The organism is Oculatella sp. LEGE 06141, from assembly GCF_015207605.1.
In the GTDB taxonomy this organism is placed as follows: domain Bacteria; phylum Cyanobacteriota; class Cyanobacteriia; order Elainellales; family Elainellaceae; genus Oculatella.
The window spans coordinates 1-17326 of sequence record NZ_JADEWO010000068.1 but is presented as its reverse complement, the minus strand read 5'-3'; the positions used below and the strand labels follow the sequence as shown (position 1 = coordinate 17326).

Below are 17326 nucleotides of genomic sequence, written 5' to 3'. Positions count from 1 at the left end.
CAATAATTTTTCTAAAAATATTGGTAACTGCGCTAACCTGCCTTATTCAGAGTCAAAAATGTCTGTTTCTCATTCTCATCTCGCTGCGCTAAAACCAGGACATATTGCAATCATTGCCAGTCTGAATCTGTCGCCCCAATTTCACCAGCGGTTACTGGCATTAGGGTTTCGTCAGGGGCGACAGGTAACGATGCTGCGACGATCAGCCTTTGCCGGACCGATTCATGTGCGGATTGGAACCACCGAAGTGATGCTGCGACGACGGGATGCCCAAAACGTGAACGTTACGCTTGTAAGGAGATGAAACGGTGAAACGTATTGCGGTTTTGGGAATGCCCAATACGGGTAAATCTACCTTTTTCAACCGCTTCACTGGAGCAACCGCAAGTGTTGGCAACTGGGCAGGTATGACCGTCGATCTGATGATGGCAACGCTGAAAATTGGGGAGGTCACGGCAGATGTGATCGATCTGCCAGGAATCTACGACCTGCGCGGATTCTCCGAGGATGAAATGGTTGTTCAACGATTTCTAGAATCAACCCCACTGCATTTAATCATCATTATTCTCAATACGGTACAGATCGATCGCCAACTCAGTCTGGCATTACAAATTAAGCGCTTGCAAATTCCGGCAATTTTACTGCTGAATATGGCAGATGAAGCACCCAAATTTGGGGTAAAAGTTAACGCTGAAAAAATTGCTCAACACCTGGAAATGCCTGTGATTTCCATGAGTGCCAAGTATGGCAATCAATATGGCAAAGGGTATGATGCAGCAATCGACGCGATCGCCCAAACTCTGCACCAGCAAGAACATCCAATCTGCGTGCGTAACATTTCGGATTGTGCCATTGACGATCGCCAACTGGCAACTGAACTGGATGCTATCTTGCAAGATGCGGTTCACATTTCTACCCAGCATTCAAACACACTGACCACTCGGCTCGATCGCTTCTTACTGCATCCGATTCTAGGATTGCCGCTGTTTTTTGCCGCCATGTATCTGATGTTTCAGGTGGTTTACACGCTGGGCACTCCTCTACAAGCATTTCTCAGCTTTGGACTGGATTGGATTAAGGTAGCTGCTCTGGAACCTGTTTTTACCCCTTTCCCATCCTTTCTGAAAGGATTTTTGATCGGGGGATTGTATGACGGCATCGGTACAGTGGTCGCGTTTATTCCGGTAATTTTGCTGTTTTTCTTTTGTATGGCGATCGTGGAGGACAGCGGCTATCTAGCGCGATCTGCCTTTTTAATGGATGCCTTCATGGAACGGCTGGGATTGGATGGTCGTTCTTTTGTTATGTCATTGATGGGGTTTGGCTGTAATGTGCCTGCGATCATGGGGACACGAGTTATGCGATCGCCCGGTTTGCGAATGCTTTCCATGCTGGTGATTCCCTTCTCGCTGTGCTCTGCACGGTTGAATGTTTTCATCTTCATGACCACTGCCCTATTTACGCCTCAGGTTGCACCAGGTGTGTTGTTTAGTTTGTACTTATTTAGCTTTGCAGCAGCTCTCGTGACTGCTCTTTTGTTTAAGGGACAGTTTCCAAATCACGATCCTTTAGTTTTAGAATTACCGCCCTATCGATTTCCTACAATCAAACAAATTTTTGTGCGTGCGTGGGTTGAAGTGAAGCACTTTTTACGCTGGTCGAATCAATTTATTATTGCTGGAGTCGTGATAATTTGGTTGCTCAATCACTTACCGATGGATGTTCCCCCTGCCAGTAAGCAAACCTTATCTGGCATGATTGGACAAGCTGTTCAACCGTTACTGCAACCCTTGGGCATTAATTCGCAGTTAGCGATCGCTCTCATCTTTGGATTTGTTGCTAAAGAAGTTGTGTTGGGTGGTTTAGCCGTTATTTATGGAGCGTCCAATGATGCCGGTTTAGGAGGAGCGATCGCCCATCAGATTGACTGGGTGCAAGCGTATAGTTTTATGTTGTTTACGTTGCTATACATCCCTTGTTTGTCTACTATCGCGGTTCTCAAACGAGAGTCTAAAAGTGCCAAGTTTGCAACTCTTGCAGTGGTTTGGTCAATCGCCCTCGCATGGATTACTAGTTTTCTATTCTACCAGGGAGCGCGATTACTAGGATTCTAGCAGATTGTTTTTTACAATGTGCTTATCAACCATTTCCATAATGCCGTTCAAAGCAGTGAAGGCGTACCCTCACCGCTTTGAAGTCTGAAGAATGGGAAAATCCTGTGGACTTATCCTCCCACTGGCACCACAGATGCCAAGAAAGGCGCAATGACCGGATCTTGATAGCTGCCCTGCCGATGCGTGATCCGCACTGCTTCTGCGAGTTGTTCAATAGAAACATCCTTTAGGCAAAATGCATCCACGCCAGCCGCTAATGCCTCGGACAAAACAGTGTGTTGTTCGGGAGTCACCAATACCAGGATTTTAGAGGGAATGACGTAGGAACCTGCCTGAACTTTGCGGGAAGAGCGAATGAATTTGACCAGATCCATATCGGGTAAGGTGGCATCTACAACTGCAACGTCAACATCGATCGATTCCAGTAGCACCAGTCCCGTTTCGCCATTGGTGGCTTCACTAGCTACCTCGATACCGGGTTGCGATCGCAAACTCACGCGCAGGTTAAGCCGGGTCTGCTCATCCGCCTCAATCACCGCTACCTGAATCACGTCATGAGATTGCTGCACTTTGGGATAACTGTCGCATTCTGGTAGATCATTTGGTGCGCCACAGGTAGAAATCGTGCCCACAAAGTCAATATCTGCGGAACGTTCTCCTTTGATCTGTGCCATTTGTTCAACCGTCAGAATTTTAGACTCATCAAAGCCAAACTCAACTTCAGTATGCCATCCCTTTTGCTTGACGCGATCGAGATTATAGAATCGTTTGTTGATTGTCGTTTTGACAAACGCCCAAAGACACCCCAACAGATAACGCCGCTTGAACGGGTCTTTCTCAAACCAGTACTCCAGAAACTTCCAGGAATAAAAGCGGGCGTAGTTTCGTAAGACCCCTTTTAGCACTTCTTCCCGCGTCATGTTGTCGGGTTTGATAATCGGTGTGACAAAGTTGTAGTGAGAATAATCGCGAATTTCTACTTTATCCTGTAAGTCCTGGAATAGTTCTGCAAAGGGCCAGGGCGTGTACATATTCCAGTTGGTCATATCGGCTTTCCAATCCCGCGCCATTCGATACGTCTCTTCAATGGTTTCGGGCGTTTCGCTGGGTAGACCCATGATGAATTGAACTTCTGCCAGAATGCCGTTATCGCGCAGCAATTGTACTGCTCGCTTGTTGTCAGCGATCGTTGTTTCTTTACGAAACAAATTGAGATTTAGTTGGGCTGCGGCTTCCGTTCCCAGAGAGACATGCACTAATCCTGCTTGACGATACAAGGGCAACTCTTTCTCGTCTCGCAAAATATCCGTGACTCGCGTGTTGATACCCCAATGAACGCCCAAGTTGCGATCAATTAACTCATGGCAAAGGGCAACAAAGCGTGATTTATTAATCGTCGGTTCTTCATCGGCTAAGATGAAAAAACCAACGTTGTGAACTTTAACCAAACGTTCAATTTCATCAACAAACTGTTTCGGTGAACGCGATCGATACTTCCGCCAAAACTTCCACTGAGAACAGAAACGACACCGAAAAGGACATCCGCGCGAGTAATTTGGAACCGCAACTTTGGTATTGAGGGGAGTATAAATATATTTACTCCAGTCTAATAAACTCCAATCTGGAGTAAGCGTGTTCAAGTCTTTGATCGGAGGATGGGCGGGTGTTGCAACGACTTTCTCTGCGTCTAAAAAAGCAATGCCCAAAATCGTGTGGCGATCGCGTTCGTCGGTTCTATTGGCGATCGATCGCAGCAAATTAACTGTAATTTCTTCACCCTCCCCTCGAATGATGTAATCCACCCAGGGCGCTTCATGCAGCACTTCTCGATACATATAGGTCGGATGCACACCGCCCATAATCGCTTTTGCATTGGGACAGATTGTTTTAACAATTTTTAGCGTATTCTGCGATTTATAAATCATCGGCGTGATTGCAGTGACCAACACCACATCCGGTTGGTATGCCTTAATCTGTGCCGCAAGATCCAGATCATCAATGCGATTGCACATAGCATCTATGAAACGCACGTCATTAAAGCCTGCTGTCTTTAATGCACCCCCCACATACGGCACCCAACTCGCAGGCCAATTTCCTGCAATCTCTGCACCCCCAGAGTGATAGTTTGGCTGAATCATCAGGATACGCATCGTTTTTACTCCTGTGTCACTAAGATTTCAGTCTCAACACTCTATAGCTATTGAGTGATTAAACAAGCAAATATTTTTATAATTTAATGAACTGGTAGTCCTATTTAGGAAAGAATAGGGATTAAGAAATCGAGAGTGAGAAAGTGCGAAATGTCCGCGCTTTCCCCCTCTCACCATCCTTTGTTCGGGACGATGCGTTTTTGCATTTGCGACTTGGCGATCGCTTGACGGAATCCCAGGACAACCAGTGTATTCGACAGGGTTAGAAATGATTCTGCCGTTCCATGCAGCCAATCTACATTGGCTAAAGATGCTGCGTAAACGAGCTTGGTGTAGATTCCTGCTGGAATAGTCACACCAACAAACAATAAGGTGCAGTAAAAGCCAATCAAAGCAAGACGAGGAGCCTGTTTAGAGCGCGTTAGAAACCAGAGAAATCCAAGATAGGGAAAGAGAGACAGGATGAAGAGAGTGTCTTTAGAAATCATGATCATTCCTGCCGAGATAGGACTGCGCGGGAAGGGACTGCTTCCAAAGAAACCATGCAGCCACCATCAAAGCACCGTTACCAATGAGCGTCATCACGGCTTGTAGGGTTCCTAACCACTCCAACGAGGGCGTATTATCAAAAAAATGCCAAATACAAACGCAGATCGCACTGGCTAATGCAGGTAACATGGCGATCGCAAATCCCTGCCAGACACGATTGTTCCTGATTTGTCCGTAAACCCAAACGAACCAAATGGCGACCATCCACTCTGTCACACTGAGAATATGAATACACCAGGTTGGAAGTGAGAGTGCGTGCATTGTTTGTCCTCTCTTCTCGATGTTTTGCCAGAAATTAGATTGCTAGAACAACCCAACAAGATAATTCACCTTCCAAGATATAGCTAATAAGTTATGAAATCGTCAATGCTTTTATTGATATGGAACTCTAATAGCTACTCCCACTGATTTTGAAGTTAAAGCTAAATACTAATCTTATATATCTGCATAGTTATATAATGGGTAAACTTATAGCGAATGTGAAAAGGTAATAGATCAGTGGCTCAATCTCAGACTAAACAAACTCTTGACTTTTACAGTGATATTTACCGCAATGCCTTCAGCCGTATCAATGGCATTGTCATAGAAGGGGAACAGGAAGCATACGACAATTTCATTTGTTTGTCTAAACTGATGCCTGACCACGCAGAAGAATTAACTCGTTTGGGCAAAATGGAGTTTCGGCACCGCAAAAGCTTTGAAGCTTGCGGACGGAATCTGGATGTTTTGCCAGATTTGACGTTTGCTCAAGAGTTCTTTAAAGATTTGCGGGCTACTTTTCAGAATGCTGTGGCACACCATCAAATTGCAACGTGTTTGCTGATCCAGGCACTGGTGATTGAATGTTTTGCGATCGCCGCTTACAACAATTACATTCCCGTTGCCGACGATTTTGCCCGCAAAGTGACAGAATCAGTGGTCGCCGATGAATACTTACATCTCAATTTCGGTGAAGTTTGGCTCAAGGCACATTTTGAAGACGTTAAAGCAGAACTGGAAACTGCTAATCGGCAAATTTTACCTCTAATCTGGCAGATGTTGAGCCAAGTGGAGTCAGACGCTAATGCGATCGGTATGAGTAAACAATTTCTCATTGAAGAGTTTTTGGTGCGCTATAGTGAGGCACTTAGTCAACTTGGTTTCAGCACTCGTGATATTTTGCGAATGTCAAGTCAAGGCTTAGCTGCCAGGAAATCTGGCACTTCTAACACATGAAAATATGCCAGGGCTGCAACAACCAGAGTATAAAGCGTTGACCCTCCCAAACCAATGAGTAAGTCTCTTTTAATGTTGCGCTTGTCCTCGCTCACTAACATATCCATTGCACCCAATTGCATCATTAGAATCCCAAGAACATTTGAGAGCCAGTAACCAACAACCGTTCCAGGCACAAACCAGTTTGAATTGATCCAACTTGCTGCATAGCCAAACACCAGAGCGATCGGCAGGTTGAAGAATAAATCGTTCCACCAAGAGAGGGGGGACAGCATATAGCCAGTTCCGACCATTGCGCCACCTCGCAGTTTCTTTAACAAGTTCAGCATCTTCAATATTGAGTATCAGGTTAAGAGGTATTCACAGTATGACAGGAGGCGTGAGAGGGTAAAAGGGTAGGATGAAGAGAAATGCTCTACAGAGGAATTGTCATGGCAGACTGTGGGTGTGAAATGAAAGCCAGGAATGCTGCCGAGCGTAAAACGCTGCGCTTATTGTTGGCAGTCAACGCCATGATGTTCGTAATTGAGATTGTCACTGGGCTACTGGCTCACTCAACCGCACTCTTGGCAGACTCCCTGGATATGCTGGCCGACGCAACCGTTTATGGTATTTCGTTAGCGGCGGTCGGTGGCACGAAAGGCAGTAAAATTCGAGCAGCACTGATGAGCGGCGTATTTCAGATCACACTGGCAGTTCTGGTTTTGGTGGATGTCGTGCGACGATTTATTGGGGGGAGCGATCCAGAGCCTTTCTGGATGATGGGAATTGGGGCGATCGCGCTTCTGGCAAATGTGTGTTGTTTATTGTTGATCTCCAAACATCGTCAAGGCGAAGTCCACATGCGGGCAAGCTGGATATTTTCGAGGAATGATGTCATCGCTAATCTGGGAGTCATTGTGGCTGGAGTAATGGTACTTCTATTTAACTCTCGGTTGCCCGACCTGATCATAGGTCTGCTGATTACTGGATTGGTTTTACGAGGTGGCATCGATATTATTCGAGATGCTAAAAAAGAACAACACGCCTGACTGAGACGGGAACAGTTAGAACGCTAACACCAGGATTGCTCATCGGCTGGATTATTCAGCAATTCTCGAATATTGGCTTCGATCACTCGATATCCGACATTTCCATTGAGTCTTTGTCGTCCTTCATTAAAAATCAGGGTTGGACTGACAGACACCGTATGTTCCTTGACCAGATCAAAATCTTTGGACAGTTGAGCGTAGGCTTCACCGCTATCGATCTGCGCTTGAATCGCTGCGATCGGTAATCCTAAAGCTTCCGCAATTCCAAATTGCACCTTGCGATCGCTAATGTCAGCCAGGTCTTTGAAAAATCGCTCGCGAAATGTCCAGGTTGCCTTTTCAAACATCGTTTCTGATATCGGAACAATATTCTTGATTTCTAGTAACTGGACGGCATGGAGAAATAAATGACAGGACATGGAGGAGGAAGGCATCATATCAGTCCAGATATCAGGATGGACGGTGATGTGATTGAACTTCTTCACAACTTCGTGAACATGGTCATTATATCCCTTGAAGCCACCGCGATCGCGCCAGCGGTTCTCCAATTTCTCACGGGCATTTCCAAAGACTGGAACAAAGTGGTAATCGATCGCAATCTTGTCTTGAAAGTTTGTTTTCAACTCATCCAGGCGAATTTGAGCAATGTAAGCCCAAACACAGAGGACATCAGAGAAGTAAGAGATACGAATGGGTTCCATTGTTTTTGTAGCTGAGAGATTGTAGAAAGTTATTTCCGTTATCCAATCATTCCATCACCCGTCACTTCGATAGCAGGCTGATTAAACTCTGTATCGACATCTTTTTGATTTCTTTTTCGATTGCGCCAGAGTTTGTAATACAGAATGGGAACTGCCGATCGTGACAGTAGCAACGATGCGACTTCCCCTGCCATCAGCGAGATCGCTAACCCTTGAAAGATGGGGTCAGTGAGAATAATGGCTGAACCTACCACCACAGCCGCAGCAGTAAGCAACATGGGACGGAATCGCACGGCTCCTGCATCAATGACGGCTTCTTCTAACGGCATTCCTTCTTGTAGTCGTAACTCAATAAAGTCCACCAAAATAATTGAGTTCCGTACCACAATACCCGCTCCAGCAATGAACCCAATCATTGAGGTTGCCGTGAAGAATGATCCCATCAGCCAATGGGCAGGCATAATGCCGATCAGTGAGAAAGGAATCGCTGCCATGATCACGAGTGGGGTTGTAAACGACTGGAACCAGCCCACCACCAGCGCATAAATCAGCACCAGCACCACCGCAAACGCAATCCCCAGATCGCGGAAAACCTCGTAGGTTACTTGCCATTCGCCATCCCATTTCATTGCATAGGTTTCATTGGTCGGCGGTTGTTCTGTCAGATAAGTCTGAACCTTTGTACCTGTTGGTGGCACCAGTTTGTCAATTTGAGGTTGCAGATTGAGCATGGCATAGACAGCACTCTCAACTCTGCCCGACACATCCCCCAAGACATAAACAACAGGTTGTAGATTTTTATGATAAATGCTGGTATCTGCCGTAGTTGTTTCTGTTTTTACTAAGGCACTCAGAGGGACTAGACTTCCATTCGCACCCTTGAGATTGAGAGATTTGAGATCCTCTAAACTGGTGCGATTAGATTGGCTAAAGCGTAAATGGATGGCGACATCCTCACGGGCATTTTCGTCATGCAGTAGCCCAACGTTTTGACCAGACAACGCCATTTGTAACACTTCAGAGATTTGAGCCGGATTGATGCCATTCAAGGCTGCCTTCTCACGATCGATCACCAATCGATAATCAGTCTGCGGTGCTTCCACATACCAATCCACATCTACAACCCCATCGGTAGATCGATATAACTGTCGAATTTTGGTGGCGAGGTCAATCTGTCCTTGATAGTCGGGTCCGTAGATCTCAGTTACCAGTGTTTGTAGCACTGGAGGACCGGGGGGAATTTCAGCTACTTGGATGCGGGCACTGTAGCGATCGCCAATTTCTTTCAGCTTCGGACGAATCGCTTTGGCAATTTCGTGGCTTTGGCGATGGCGTGTGGCTTCGCCAGAGCCGAAGGCAACGCCCTTTGGCAAAAAGTTCACCTGAATATCGGCAACATTCGCACCCGATCGCAAAAAGTAATGCCGCACCAGACCATTGAAGTTATAGGGAGAAGCCGTTCCGATATAACTTTGGTAATTGATCACTTCAGGAACCGTTGCCAGATACGCTCCCATTTCTCGCGTCACTCTGGCAGTTTGCTCCAACGTTGTGCCTTCTGGCATATTCACTACAACCTGTAACTCGCTCTTATTGTCAAACGGCAGCATCTTGAGAATCACCAGCTTAAAGCCTGCTAGTCCGCCCACAATGAATACCAAAGCCAGTATCGTTGCGACCAAGAATGTAGTCCCTCGGCGTGGGTAATGCACCAATGGATACATAAATCGACGATATAAGCGAGTTAGAGCGTCTTCTCCATGATCATGAGTATGGGAGTGGCTCGACCCGCTAAAGACCCGCATCGTTGTCCAGGGAACGACAATGAATGCCACCAGTGCTGAAAAAATCATGGCAGCAGAGGCACCCAACGGAATGGGCAGCATATAGGGTCCCATCAAACCACCGACAAATGCCATCGGCAGAATGGCTGCAATCACCGCTAAGGTTGCCAAAATAGTAGGATTGCCGACTTCATCCACCGCTTCTAGCACAATCCGTTGCAACGTGTGCCGACGATTGGGAGACAGTTGCAAGCGCGTTTTATTTTCGGGTAATTGTAGATGGCGACCCACGTTTTCGACAACGACGATCGCATCATCCACTAGAATCCCAATGGAGAAGATCAGCGCAAAGAAGGTGACTCGATTCAACGTGAAGTCATAAAAGACAAAACTGGCAAGGGTCAGTGACAAGGTAACGGGAATCGATACTGCCACCACGATTGCCTCTTTCTTACCCATAACAAACCACATGAGGAGCGTCACAGAACCGACCGCAATCAGCATATGAAACAACAATTCATTCGATCGTTCTGCGGCAGTCTCACCGTAGTCACGAGTGACCGTTAAATGAACAGTATTTGGGATATAGTTTCGTTTAATTTGATCGAGTTTATGCAGTACATGATGAGAGACTTGAATCGCATTAGCTCCAGAGCGTTTGGCGATCGCGATGGTGATTGCTTCAGTTTCTCCCGTAGGCTGCTCTGATTTTCTCTGATTAGTTTTGGTTTGTTTCCCTTGTCCAAAGAACACATAACTTGCAGGTTCTTCTGAGCCATCTGTAACGATTGCGACATCACGCAGGTAGACTGGCTGGTTATTGGCAACCGCAACCACTAATCCTTTTGCATCTTCTGCTGATCGAATAAAACTTTGGGTTCTGACTAAGAAGGATTGGTTATTTTGGTTTAAGGCACCGCTGGCAAGCTCAGCATTTTGAGATTGTAATGCCTGTGATATTTCTAGCGGTATTAATCCAAAAGCATTCAATCGGACTGGATCAAGATCGACTCGCAGTTGTCGTTTTTGTCCACCGATAATGGTTGTTTCTGAAACGTCAGGAACTTGTTTAATCTGTTCGTCTAATTGCGCTGCGATTTGCCGTAATTCTGCTCCCGTACTTTGGTCTCCCCATAAGGTAAGTGTCAGAATCGGAACATCATCAATCGATCGCGACTTGATTAGCGGCTGTGATACACCGGGTGGAATCTTGTCAAAGTTAGCGTAGAGTTTGTTATAAAGTTGGACAATTGAATCTTCGGTGTTTTGCCCGACCAGAAATCGTACAATCACCAGGGATGAACCAGGGCGCGAAGTCGAGTAAACGTATTCCACTCCGGGAAGTTCCTTAATCAACTTCTCCATTGGAGCAGTCACTCGTTGCTCTACATCTTTCGCAGAGGCTCCTGGCATTTGTACAAATACATCTGCCATTGGCACCGTGATTTGCGGCTCCTCTTCACGTGGTAGTATCAGCGTTGCTCCAATGCCTAACAACAGTGCGACCAGAATGATCAGGGGAGTGAGTTTAGAGTCGATAAATTGTTTTGCAAGATTACCAACAAAACCCAATCTGCGTGGTTTTGCCTGATTTTGATCAATCTGCTGTGAGCCGTTATTCATATCTATCTCATTCTCCCGTTCATCATGGCAGGCATTCCCTGCTCTGCAAATTGGGTGACTTCCTGGGCATGTTCTCGGATTACTGCAACCATCTCAGGATGATCAGAGGTTTCTATGACTTCAATTCCTTTTGATGTCAGCCGTAATTGTCGCTCATACTGATTTTCCGATTGAGCCATTGTTGACAATGTTGAACTCATTCCCATCATCGGAATCGATTGCCTTGCAGCAATGCGGTCGTACATTTGAGAGACATGAGATTGAATCAAAGCTGCAACTTCAGGATTATCAGATTCCGTTACAGCACGGATGCCACCGGGAATTTCTTCTACAGTGCGATAAATTTGGTCGTGATAGGTAAACAGTTGATGAATAGTCTGGGCATCTCTGCCGTGTCTCATACCGGGGTGTCTCATCATTCCTGGAGATCGTCCCATTTGCCCTTGTGCAACCTGAGAAAACGCTAAAACGACGATCAGAGACAATGTAGCAATCCACAACAAAAATCTGCGCGGCATTGGAAACCTTCTGAACTAATTTAGGATTGTGGGCTAACAGGTTGTCCGTCGCTTAGTTGATTGATATGGCTGGTAATGATGCGATCGCCTTCCATTAACCCCGATACAATTTCAACCTCTCCGTTTCGTTGTTGCCCTGTTTTCACCCAACGCAAAACAGCAGCAGATTGTGCATCATTTGTAGTCACTACATATACCCCTTGTAATTGACCTCGTTGAATGAGGGCATTTGTGGGAATGAGGATCGTCTCCTGTTTTTCACTAAGCGGTAAAGCAATACGCCCAAACATTCCAGAGATTAACCTGCCAGAATTGTTCAGCGGAATTTTGACCAGAAAACTGCGAGAGTTGGGATCAGCCGTTGGAACAATTTGTTCAATCCTGGCATTGAGGGTTTGATTTACAGCATCAATTCTGACCTGTACGGGTTGACTAACCTGCACAAATCGCAGGTTTTCCTCTGGTACAGAAATCTCTAGCTGAAGCCGATCAGGATTCTCAACTCTCAAAAGGGCTGTTCCAGGAGATGTCATCTCGCCTTCATAGGCAAGTTTTTGGACAATCACACCACCAAAGGGCGCAATTACCGTTCCGTAGCTTTCACTGGCAGATGCGGAGGTCACACTGGATTCTGCTCGGTTAACTGCTGCATGGGATTGGGCGATCGCTGCCTGCGCCTGCCGAATTCCGGCTTCACTCTGGGCAACCCGTGCTCTTGCTTCATCCAGAGTCGTGTTTGCTTCATCCAACCGAGATTGGGAAACGGCTCCTTCTGCTTGCAGTTGCGCCATGCGAGATTGATTAATTTGTGCCAATCGCAGGGCGGCTTGTGCCTCCAACCGCTGTGATTCTAGCTGATTGAGCGTTGCTTGAGCACGGGCAACTTCTGCTTGTGCCTGGGCTACGCCTGCCTGTGCCTGACTGGTTTGGGCAGCCATATCCATCACATCAATACGGGCGAGAACTTCCCCTTTCTGAAAGCGATCGCCTGCCTCTAGAGATAATTGGGTAATCCGCCCCATGACTCGTGTTGACAAGGTTGCCTGCTCAACTGGACGAATAGTGCCGGAAAGTTGCAGGGTATTGGTGATCGATTGAGCACGAATGGTTAATGTTTCAACAGTGATAGCAGGAGCTAAGGTTGTCTCTGGCAAGTGGTTTGAATGGCTAAATTGCAAAGCACTCCAAACTCCTCCCGCCAACAATAATGTACCGCCTAGTAATAGTCCCCACCCTTTTTGAGACAGCCTTGGCGCAGAAGGCTGTTTTTGCCCAACTGATCCATCCATTGTTTCATCGTGCGATTCATTCAGCGATTCATCTGAGATGCTGTGAGTCATGGCGTTTCTCCTTCAAGGTTGGTTGCCGCGCTGCACAATGTAGCCTGCTCCTTGCCATGCCATTAATCCCCCTTGCAAGTTGTAGACGTGTTGATAGCCTTGAGACACTAACCACTGTGCGGCGATCGCACTGCGATGACCCGACAGGCAAGTAACCGCAATTGGCTTATCTTTTGGAATGCTTTTCAAAATGTGATTTTGCTTCATCCGTTGTGAACCCGGAATGTGTCCCATCCAGTATTCAAACCAACCTCTAACATCAACGACTAAAAGTTGATTTTGTCTCGATTCAAATTGAGCAGGAGTGAGTGAAATCGGATTCCCAGTTTGTTTTTTTGTGGACTTCATGTTGCGATTGTTAATCTTATTCAAACTCGACTCATGACAGAAAATGATTTGATGAAGGGACCTGCCATGCGTGGATCTTTAATCATGGAGGCATAATCTCCCACGCGGAATTGCAACTTGCGACTCATGTACGCCATGCCCAATCCCATCATGTTCAACCCTTTGGTTCTCCACTGTTGCCAGTGGTCGCGATCGGCACGCAAATCCCAATTCAATGGCTGCCCGTCGTAGGCTTCCGCAGCAATGACCCGTCCATCTTGTACAGTCAGGACTCCTGTTGGATTGGGTTCGTTCTCAAAACCATAACCAATGACTGAACTGAAATGAATCTTGGCAAGGGCATCAGCGAGTTCTGGTTCAGCATTCCACTGTTCACCAAATGCTTGCATCCACTCCGGTGAAAATAACTCTGCCATTGAACTCTCTCCAAATGAATGGGTACAAAGTAAATAAATGAAATTTCTACCTTTTAACGATTCGCACATTACTCATAACTAGCAACGCTTTGCCATTCTTCAACCAACGACGGGGAAACGGGCAGATTTACTGCTTCACCATTAGCGATTGGTAATGTCAGTTTCAGTGGAATTCCCGCCTGTAGCTGCGGTAGTAAAGGTTGAAGATTGTATTGACCTACATTGGGTTCAGGTTGAATCGCTTCAGTAAAGAGGTGACTGGAAGCATCCGGTGCCGTTAGTGTTTTGCCTAATGAATTCGTTAAGGTTAGAGGTTGGGAGCGATCGATTTCAGATCCATCGGGAAAACCCACCAATCTTAGCTCAAAGCTGCTTTGACCATCGGAACGAATGCGCTTAAACGCAACGGCTTGCCAACCCTTCCCATGCTGATCCTTAAGCGTTTGGCGAGATTGATAAACCATTTGTCCGGGTGCTTCTTCGAGTTGCCGGATAGCCGCTGCTGCACCAGAAGGATTCAATATTCCCAGCCCCAGAAGTACAACCAGCACGAGCGTCCCTAGCAGGAGCAACCAGGAAAAGATTTTTCGGATATGACATCCCATCATCACAATTCCCCTCTAAAGCTACTCAATAATCTGTCGATGTAATTTCGCATCACCTTGGTTTTCCCTAGTTTGAACATCATTTTTCAACTCATAACTGTTGCCGATTGGAGCAAAGTGTCAATAATTCGGTATCTATTACTCGGTAATAGCGCCATACTCCCTCGCGGCGACATGCCACCACACCTGCATCTTTCATCAACCGTAAGTGTTTAGAGACATTCCCCTGAAGTAACCCGGTGCGATCGCAAATCTCCTGCACACTGCGTTCCTCGTGACAAATTGCCATCAAAATTTGCAATCGAGTGGGATCTGCCAGTGCCCGAAAGCGGTTCGCCAGGGTTTCCAGTTCATTCCAGTTCTGGATCATTGCCTTACGGTTGAAATTTCTTTTTGGGGCTGGATGGGTTCTACCAGTGACAACCCCAACCCCTGTAAGCTCAATCGTTCAAACCAGGGAACGGCGGCTCCAAATCGCATCTTTGCCAGAAAATACCGCTCAAACCCTGCCTTTGCCCAACTGACCCACCGTCCCTTTAACGCGATCGCTCGCCGCCGTCTACCGAGTTCTGGGTCAGGTAAAACGGGAGATGCGAGAAACACAATTCCTGTATCGCCAAAGTCAGCAAAGCAAATGGCTTCTAAGGTGGGTTTGACAGGCGTAGCCGCGATCGCTCCCAGCTTAATCGCAATGTTGTGCGCCACTGCCATTCCCATTGCCTCGGTCATTTGCCCTGTTTTGGGCACACCGATTGGAATGGGTGTGGCTTCAGGTGGAGTGAGTTGAGTAATTACCCCGACCCCATAAACCGAGTCAAAATCAGGGTGCTGATAGGTAGGTAAAATGGGTAAAAAGCCATTAGAATCAGCAAGCTCTACAGCCTCACGCAGGAAACGGGGTCCTCTAAAGGGAGGGAGGAGCATTGAATAGCGAAAGGGTAAAACTTGCCCATTAGCTAGCTGGATACGATCGGCTGTAATACCTGTAATTTCGGCATTTTCAATCAGGTTGACTTGCCGCTGCTGTAGGAGTTGGGTCACGAGTTGGGCTGAGTTTGCCATCCCACCAATTCCTAGATGCCCTGCATAAGGCTCTGGAGTAACAATTGAGATCGGAACTTGCTCCCTCAATCCCCGCTTTCGCAAGACAAAATCAGCTAACAGGGCAAACTCATACACAGGACCAAAGCAACTGGCTCCTGGTACTGCACCCACCACCAACTCCCCTGGCTTTTCTAGGAACTTAAGCCATGCGGTATGGGCTAATTCCGCATGATGTGGATTACAAACCGACTGAGTGTAACCCTCTTCAGGTCCTAGACCTGGAACCGCATCCAGAGCTAAGTCGGCTCCTGTTGCAATCACAACATAATCATAGGTAATGACTTGCTCTGCAACCCAAAGCGTATGGGCGATGGAGTCAATTTGTTTTACGCTTCCCTGTACCCAGTCAATTCCCTGTTTAGGAAGGATGTTTGGAAGATCAATTTGAATTTGCTCTAGACGCATCAGATCGAGAGCAACCCAGGGCAAGGAAGGGATGAATGTGAATTTGGGCGTATTAGAAATTAACGTCACCTGATGCTCAGACGGCAATAGATGCCTGAGTTCATAAGCCGTTGGTAGTCCTCCTAATCCAGCCCCAATGACTACAACATGAGCCATACGCGTGCCCCTAAGTGCAAGCTTTTTAAGTCAGCGTCGGATGACAGGAGTATGGAAGCAAGAATCATGAGGACTCGTCCTCTCAATCCCTTACCATTCCAAGTCCTTATTACCCTTCCTTAACTCCCATCTTTTTCAGCAAAACAATCAACGGACACCAGTTGGTAAACGCCGATTGCAGCAGGTTCACTCCTACGAAAGCGGTTAAAATAACCAGCTTGCATGAGTCAGCGAAAGCAAAAGGCTAATGAGCACCATGCCACCTGCAACAAATCTGATCCACTGATGTAGAGTCCACGGTTGCCTACGATGACTTATCGGCTTCAGCATTACCCCTCTATAAAACCAATATTAAACTATATTACCATATGACTATATAAAAAGCAATCTTTTGATGTAAAGCTTTTTTAATTAGGTGCAAATAGTAATTGGCTTAGCTTTAGTAACGGAGGCAGATGGTGGTCAGTTTACCGAGGATGCCATCATCTCCATAGATAATGGCTTTTTCCACACGAACGCACTCGTTGAAAATAGAGCGGACTGTGCGACGCTAGTGTTCTACAACTTTGAAGTTATTGAAGCTCGGCTGCGGGGCTATGATGCTCAGTTTTTTGCCCTCAAAGATTGGGGCATTCTAGATTTCTGTCAACTCATTTTCATCACGACTCCAAAGTTACTGCAACAGCGACGGAAAGAACTCCAGGCTTTCCTGAAGGTTTTGGTTGCAGTTGTCACTTGATAATGACAAATGACGGAAGGATGCTCCGGATCTCTGATCAAGTGTGGCTCGAATCCAGGAGCAGCGAGTTTCTCAGAGACACAAGTGGCGATCGCTCGCTCCGAGTTTATGGACGGTGTCGAAGTAAGCTGCTGAAGGAATTCAGTAATTTCCTTAGAGGGAATTGAAGGAGGGAAGAAAACCAAGTGATGACTCCAGTCGCGCTACTCCAATTAATTCTGCCTGATCAACTACGGCGTTATTAGCTGTAGTTGGTGAGTGGCTAAGAGGATGTTTGAAAAGTTTTTGGAGGTCAAATTCTATGCCAACCTTTTCACCATCACCCGGATCATTGCAAGGTAAATGAATGCCTCTGAGGTTGCTGGCTGTCGTTCGTAATCTCTCACTAAGCGACGGCAGTGCATCAGCCAGCCGAACGTTCGCTCCATCACCCAATCACAATACCGCGCTACACTTCAAGCAAGGATCTTCGCCTATTGTCAGTATTGAAGGGTTGCTGCGGTTGGTTGCTTTGGTAACGCAATACCG

Annotated in this window: 19 protein-coding genes and 1 pseudogene; 5 read left to right on the top strand and 15 right to left on the bottom strand. The window is 46.6% G+C overall.

Annotated elements, in window-relative coordinates:
* Positions 1-58: 58 nt before the first annotated feature.
* Together IQ268_RS27780 and feoB are read left to right on the top strand one after the other, a co-directional pair.
* A complete protein-coding gene (locus IQ268_RS27780) occupies positions 59-304 on the top strand; it encodes a FeoA family protein (RefSeq protein WP_193885951.1) in 246 nt (81 codons plus the stop codon).
* Positions 305-308: 4 nt separating this feature from the next.
* Positions 309-2114: a ferrous iron transport protein B gene (gene feoB / locus IQ268_RS27775; RefSeq protein WP_193885949.1), complete on the top strand. Its 1806-nt coding sequence runs from the start codon at positions 309-311 to the stop codon at positions 2112-2114.
* 110 nt (positions 2115-2224) lie between these two features.
* Here the strand turns inward: feoB and bchE are convergent, their stop codons facing one another.
* The 3 genes from bchE to IQ268_RS27760 form a co-directional block, all read right to left on the bottom strand.
* Entirely contained in the window at positions 2225-4264 is a 2040-nt protein-coding gene (gene bchE / locus IQ268_RS27770) for a magnesium-protoporphyrin IX monomethyl ester anaerobic oxidative cyclase (protein ID WP_193885947.1), read from the bottom strand.
* A gap of 170 nt (positions 4265-4434) precedes the next feature.
* Entirely contained in the window at positions 4435-4752 is a 318-nt protein-coding gene (locus IQ268_RS27765; RefSeq protein ID WP_193885945.1) for a DUF3593 domain-containing protein, read from the bottom strand.
* A complete protein-coding gene (locus IQ268_RS27760) occupies positions 4742-5074 on the bottom strand; it encodes a DUF2499 domain-containing protein (protein WP_193885943.1) in 333 nt (110 codons plus the stop codon). Before IQ268_RS27760 ends, IQ268_RS27765 begins: the two co-directional genes overlap by 11 nt.
* Positions 5075-5311: 237 nt before the next feature.
* On the opposite strand from IQ268_RS27760, the gene IQ268_RS27755 reads away from it, so the two are divergent.
* Entirely contained in the window at positions 5312-6028 is a 717-nt protein-coding gene (locus tag IQ268_RS27755) for an aldehyde oxygenase (deformylating) (protein WP_193885941.1), read from the top strand.
* On the opposite strand, the gene IQ268_RS27750 is transcribed toward IQ268_RS27755, so the two are convergent.
* On the bottom strand, positions 5986-6357 hold the full coding sequence (locus tag IQ268_RS27750) for a hypothetical protein (protein ID WP_193885940.1): 372 nt from the start codon (positions 6355-6357) through the stop codon (positions 5986-5988). The genes IQ268_RS27755 and IQ268_RS27750 overlap by 43 nt on opposite strands.
* 102 nt (positions 6358-6459) lie before the next feature.
* Between IQ268_RS27750 and IQ268_RS27745 the strand changes: the two genes are divergently transcribed.
* Entirely contained in the window at positions 6460-7059 is a 600-nt protein-coding gene (locus IQ268_RS27745) for a cation transporter (protein ID WP_193885939.1), read from the top strand.
* 23 nt (positions 7060-7082) lie between these two features.
* Here IQ268_RS27745 and IQ268_RS27740 read toward each other — a convergent pair whose 3' ends face one another.
* The 10 genes from IQ268_RS27740 to IQ268_RS33580 form a co-directional block, all read right to left on the bottom strand.
* Positions 7083-7760 carry a DsbA family protein gene (locus IQ268_RS27740; protein WP_193885938.1) on the bottom strand — a complete coding sequence of 226 codons (678 nt, stop codon included), beginning with the start codon at positions 7758-7760 and terminating at the stop codon, positions 7083-7085.
* Positions 7761-7798: 38 nt separating this feature from the next.
* Entirely contained in the window at positions 7799-11167 is a 3369-nt protein-coding gene (locus IQ268_RS27735) for an efflux RND transporter permease subunit (protein ID WP_193885937.1), read from the bottom strand.
* A gap of 2 nt (positions 11168-11169) precedes the next feature.
* A complete protein-coding gene (locus IQ268_RS27730) occupies positions 11170-11685 on the bottom strand; it encodes a hypothetical protein (RefSeq protein ID WP_193885936.1) in 516 nt (171 codons plus the stop codon).
* A 20-nt stretch (positions 11686-11705) separates the two neighbouring features.
* Positions 11706-13025 (bottom strand): efflux RND transporter periplasmic adaptor subunit, encoded by a 1320-nt coding sequence (locus IQ268_RS27725; protein WP_193885935.1) that lies wholly within the window; start codon positions 13023-13025, stop codon positions 11706-11708.
* Between the two features lie 12 nt (positions 13026-13037).
* A complete protein-coding gene (locus IQ268_RS27720; protein WP_193885934.1) occupies positions 13038-13373 on the bottom strand; it encodes a rhodanese-like domain-containing protein in 336 nt (111 codons plus the stop codon).
* Between the two features lie 20 nt (positions 13374-13393).
* Positions 13394-13789 (bottom strand): SCP-2 sterol transfer family protein, encoded by a 396-nt coding sequence (locus tag IQ268_RS27715; protein WP_193885933.1) that lies wholly within the window; start codon positions 13787-13789, stop codon positions 13394-13396.
* A gap of 68 nt (positions 13790-13857) precedes the next feature.
* Positions 13858-14397: a DUF3122 domain-containing protein gene (locus IQ268_RS27710; RefSeq protein WP_370584706.1), complete on the bottom strand. Its 540-nt coding sequence runs from the start codon at positions 14395-14397 to the stop codon at positions 13858-13860.
* Between the two features lie 88 nt (positions 14398-14485).
* Positions 14486-14764, bottom strand: a complete 279-nt coding sequence (locus IQ268_RS27705; RefSeq protein ID WP_193885932.1) for a helix-turn-helix transcriptional regulator — start codon at positions 14762-14764, stop codon at positions 14486-14488.
* The gene (locus IQ268_RS27700; protein ID WP_193885931.1) at positions 14761-16059 is read right to left on the bottom strand and encodes an NAD(P)/FAD-dependent oxidoreductase; all 1299 of its coding nucleotides are present in this window, start codon (positions 16057-16059) and stop codon (positions 14761-14763) included. Before IQ268_RS27700 ends, IQ268_RS27705 begins: the two co-directional genes overlap by 4 nt.
* Positions 16060-16168: 109 nt before the next feature.
* Positions 16169-16249, bottom strand: a complete 81-nt coding sequence (locus IQ268_RS33580; protein ID WP_370584707.1) for a hypothetical protein — start codon at positions 16247-16249, stop codon at positions 16169-16171.
* Between the two features lie 225 nt (positions 16250-16474).
* On the opposite strand from IQ268_RS33580, the gene IQ268_RS27690 reads away from it, so the two are divergent.
* Positions 16475-16798, top strand: a complete 324-nt coding sequence (locus tag IQ268_RS27690; RefSeq protein ID WP_339383647.1) for an ABC transporter substrate-binding protein — start codon at positions 16475-16477, stop codon at positions 16796-16798.
* Between the two features lie 299 nt (positions 16799-17097).
* On the opposite strand, the pseudogene IQ268_RS27685 reads toward IQ268_RS27690, so the two are convergent.
* Positions 17098-17232, bottom strand: a pseudogene (locus tag IQ268_RS27685) (transposase); the annotation flags it as partial.
* Between the last annotated feature and the right edge of the window lie 94 nt (positions 17233-17326).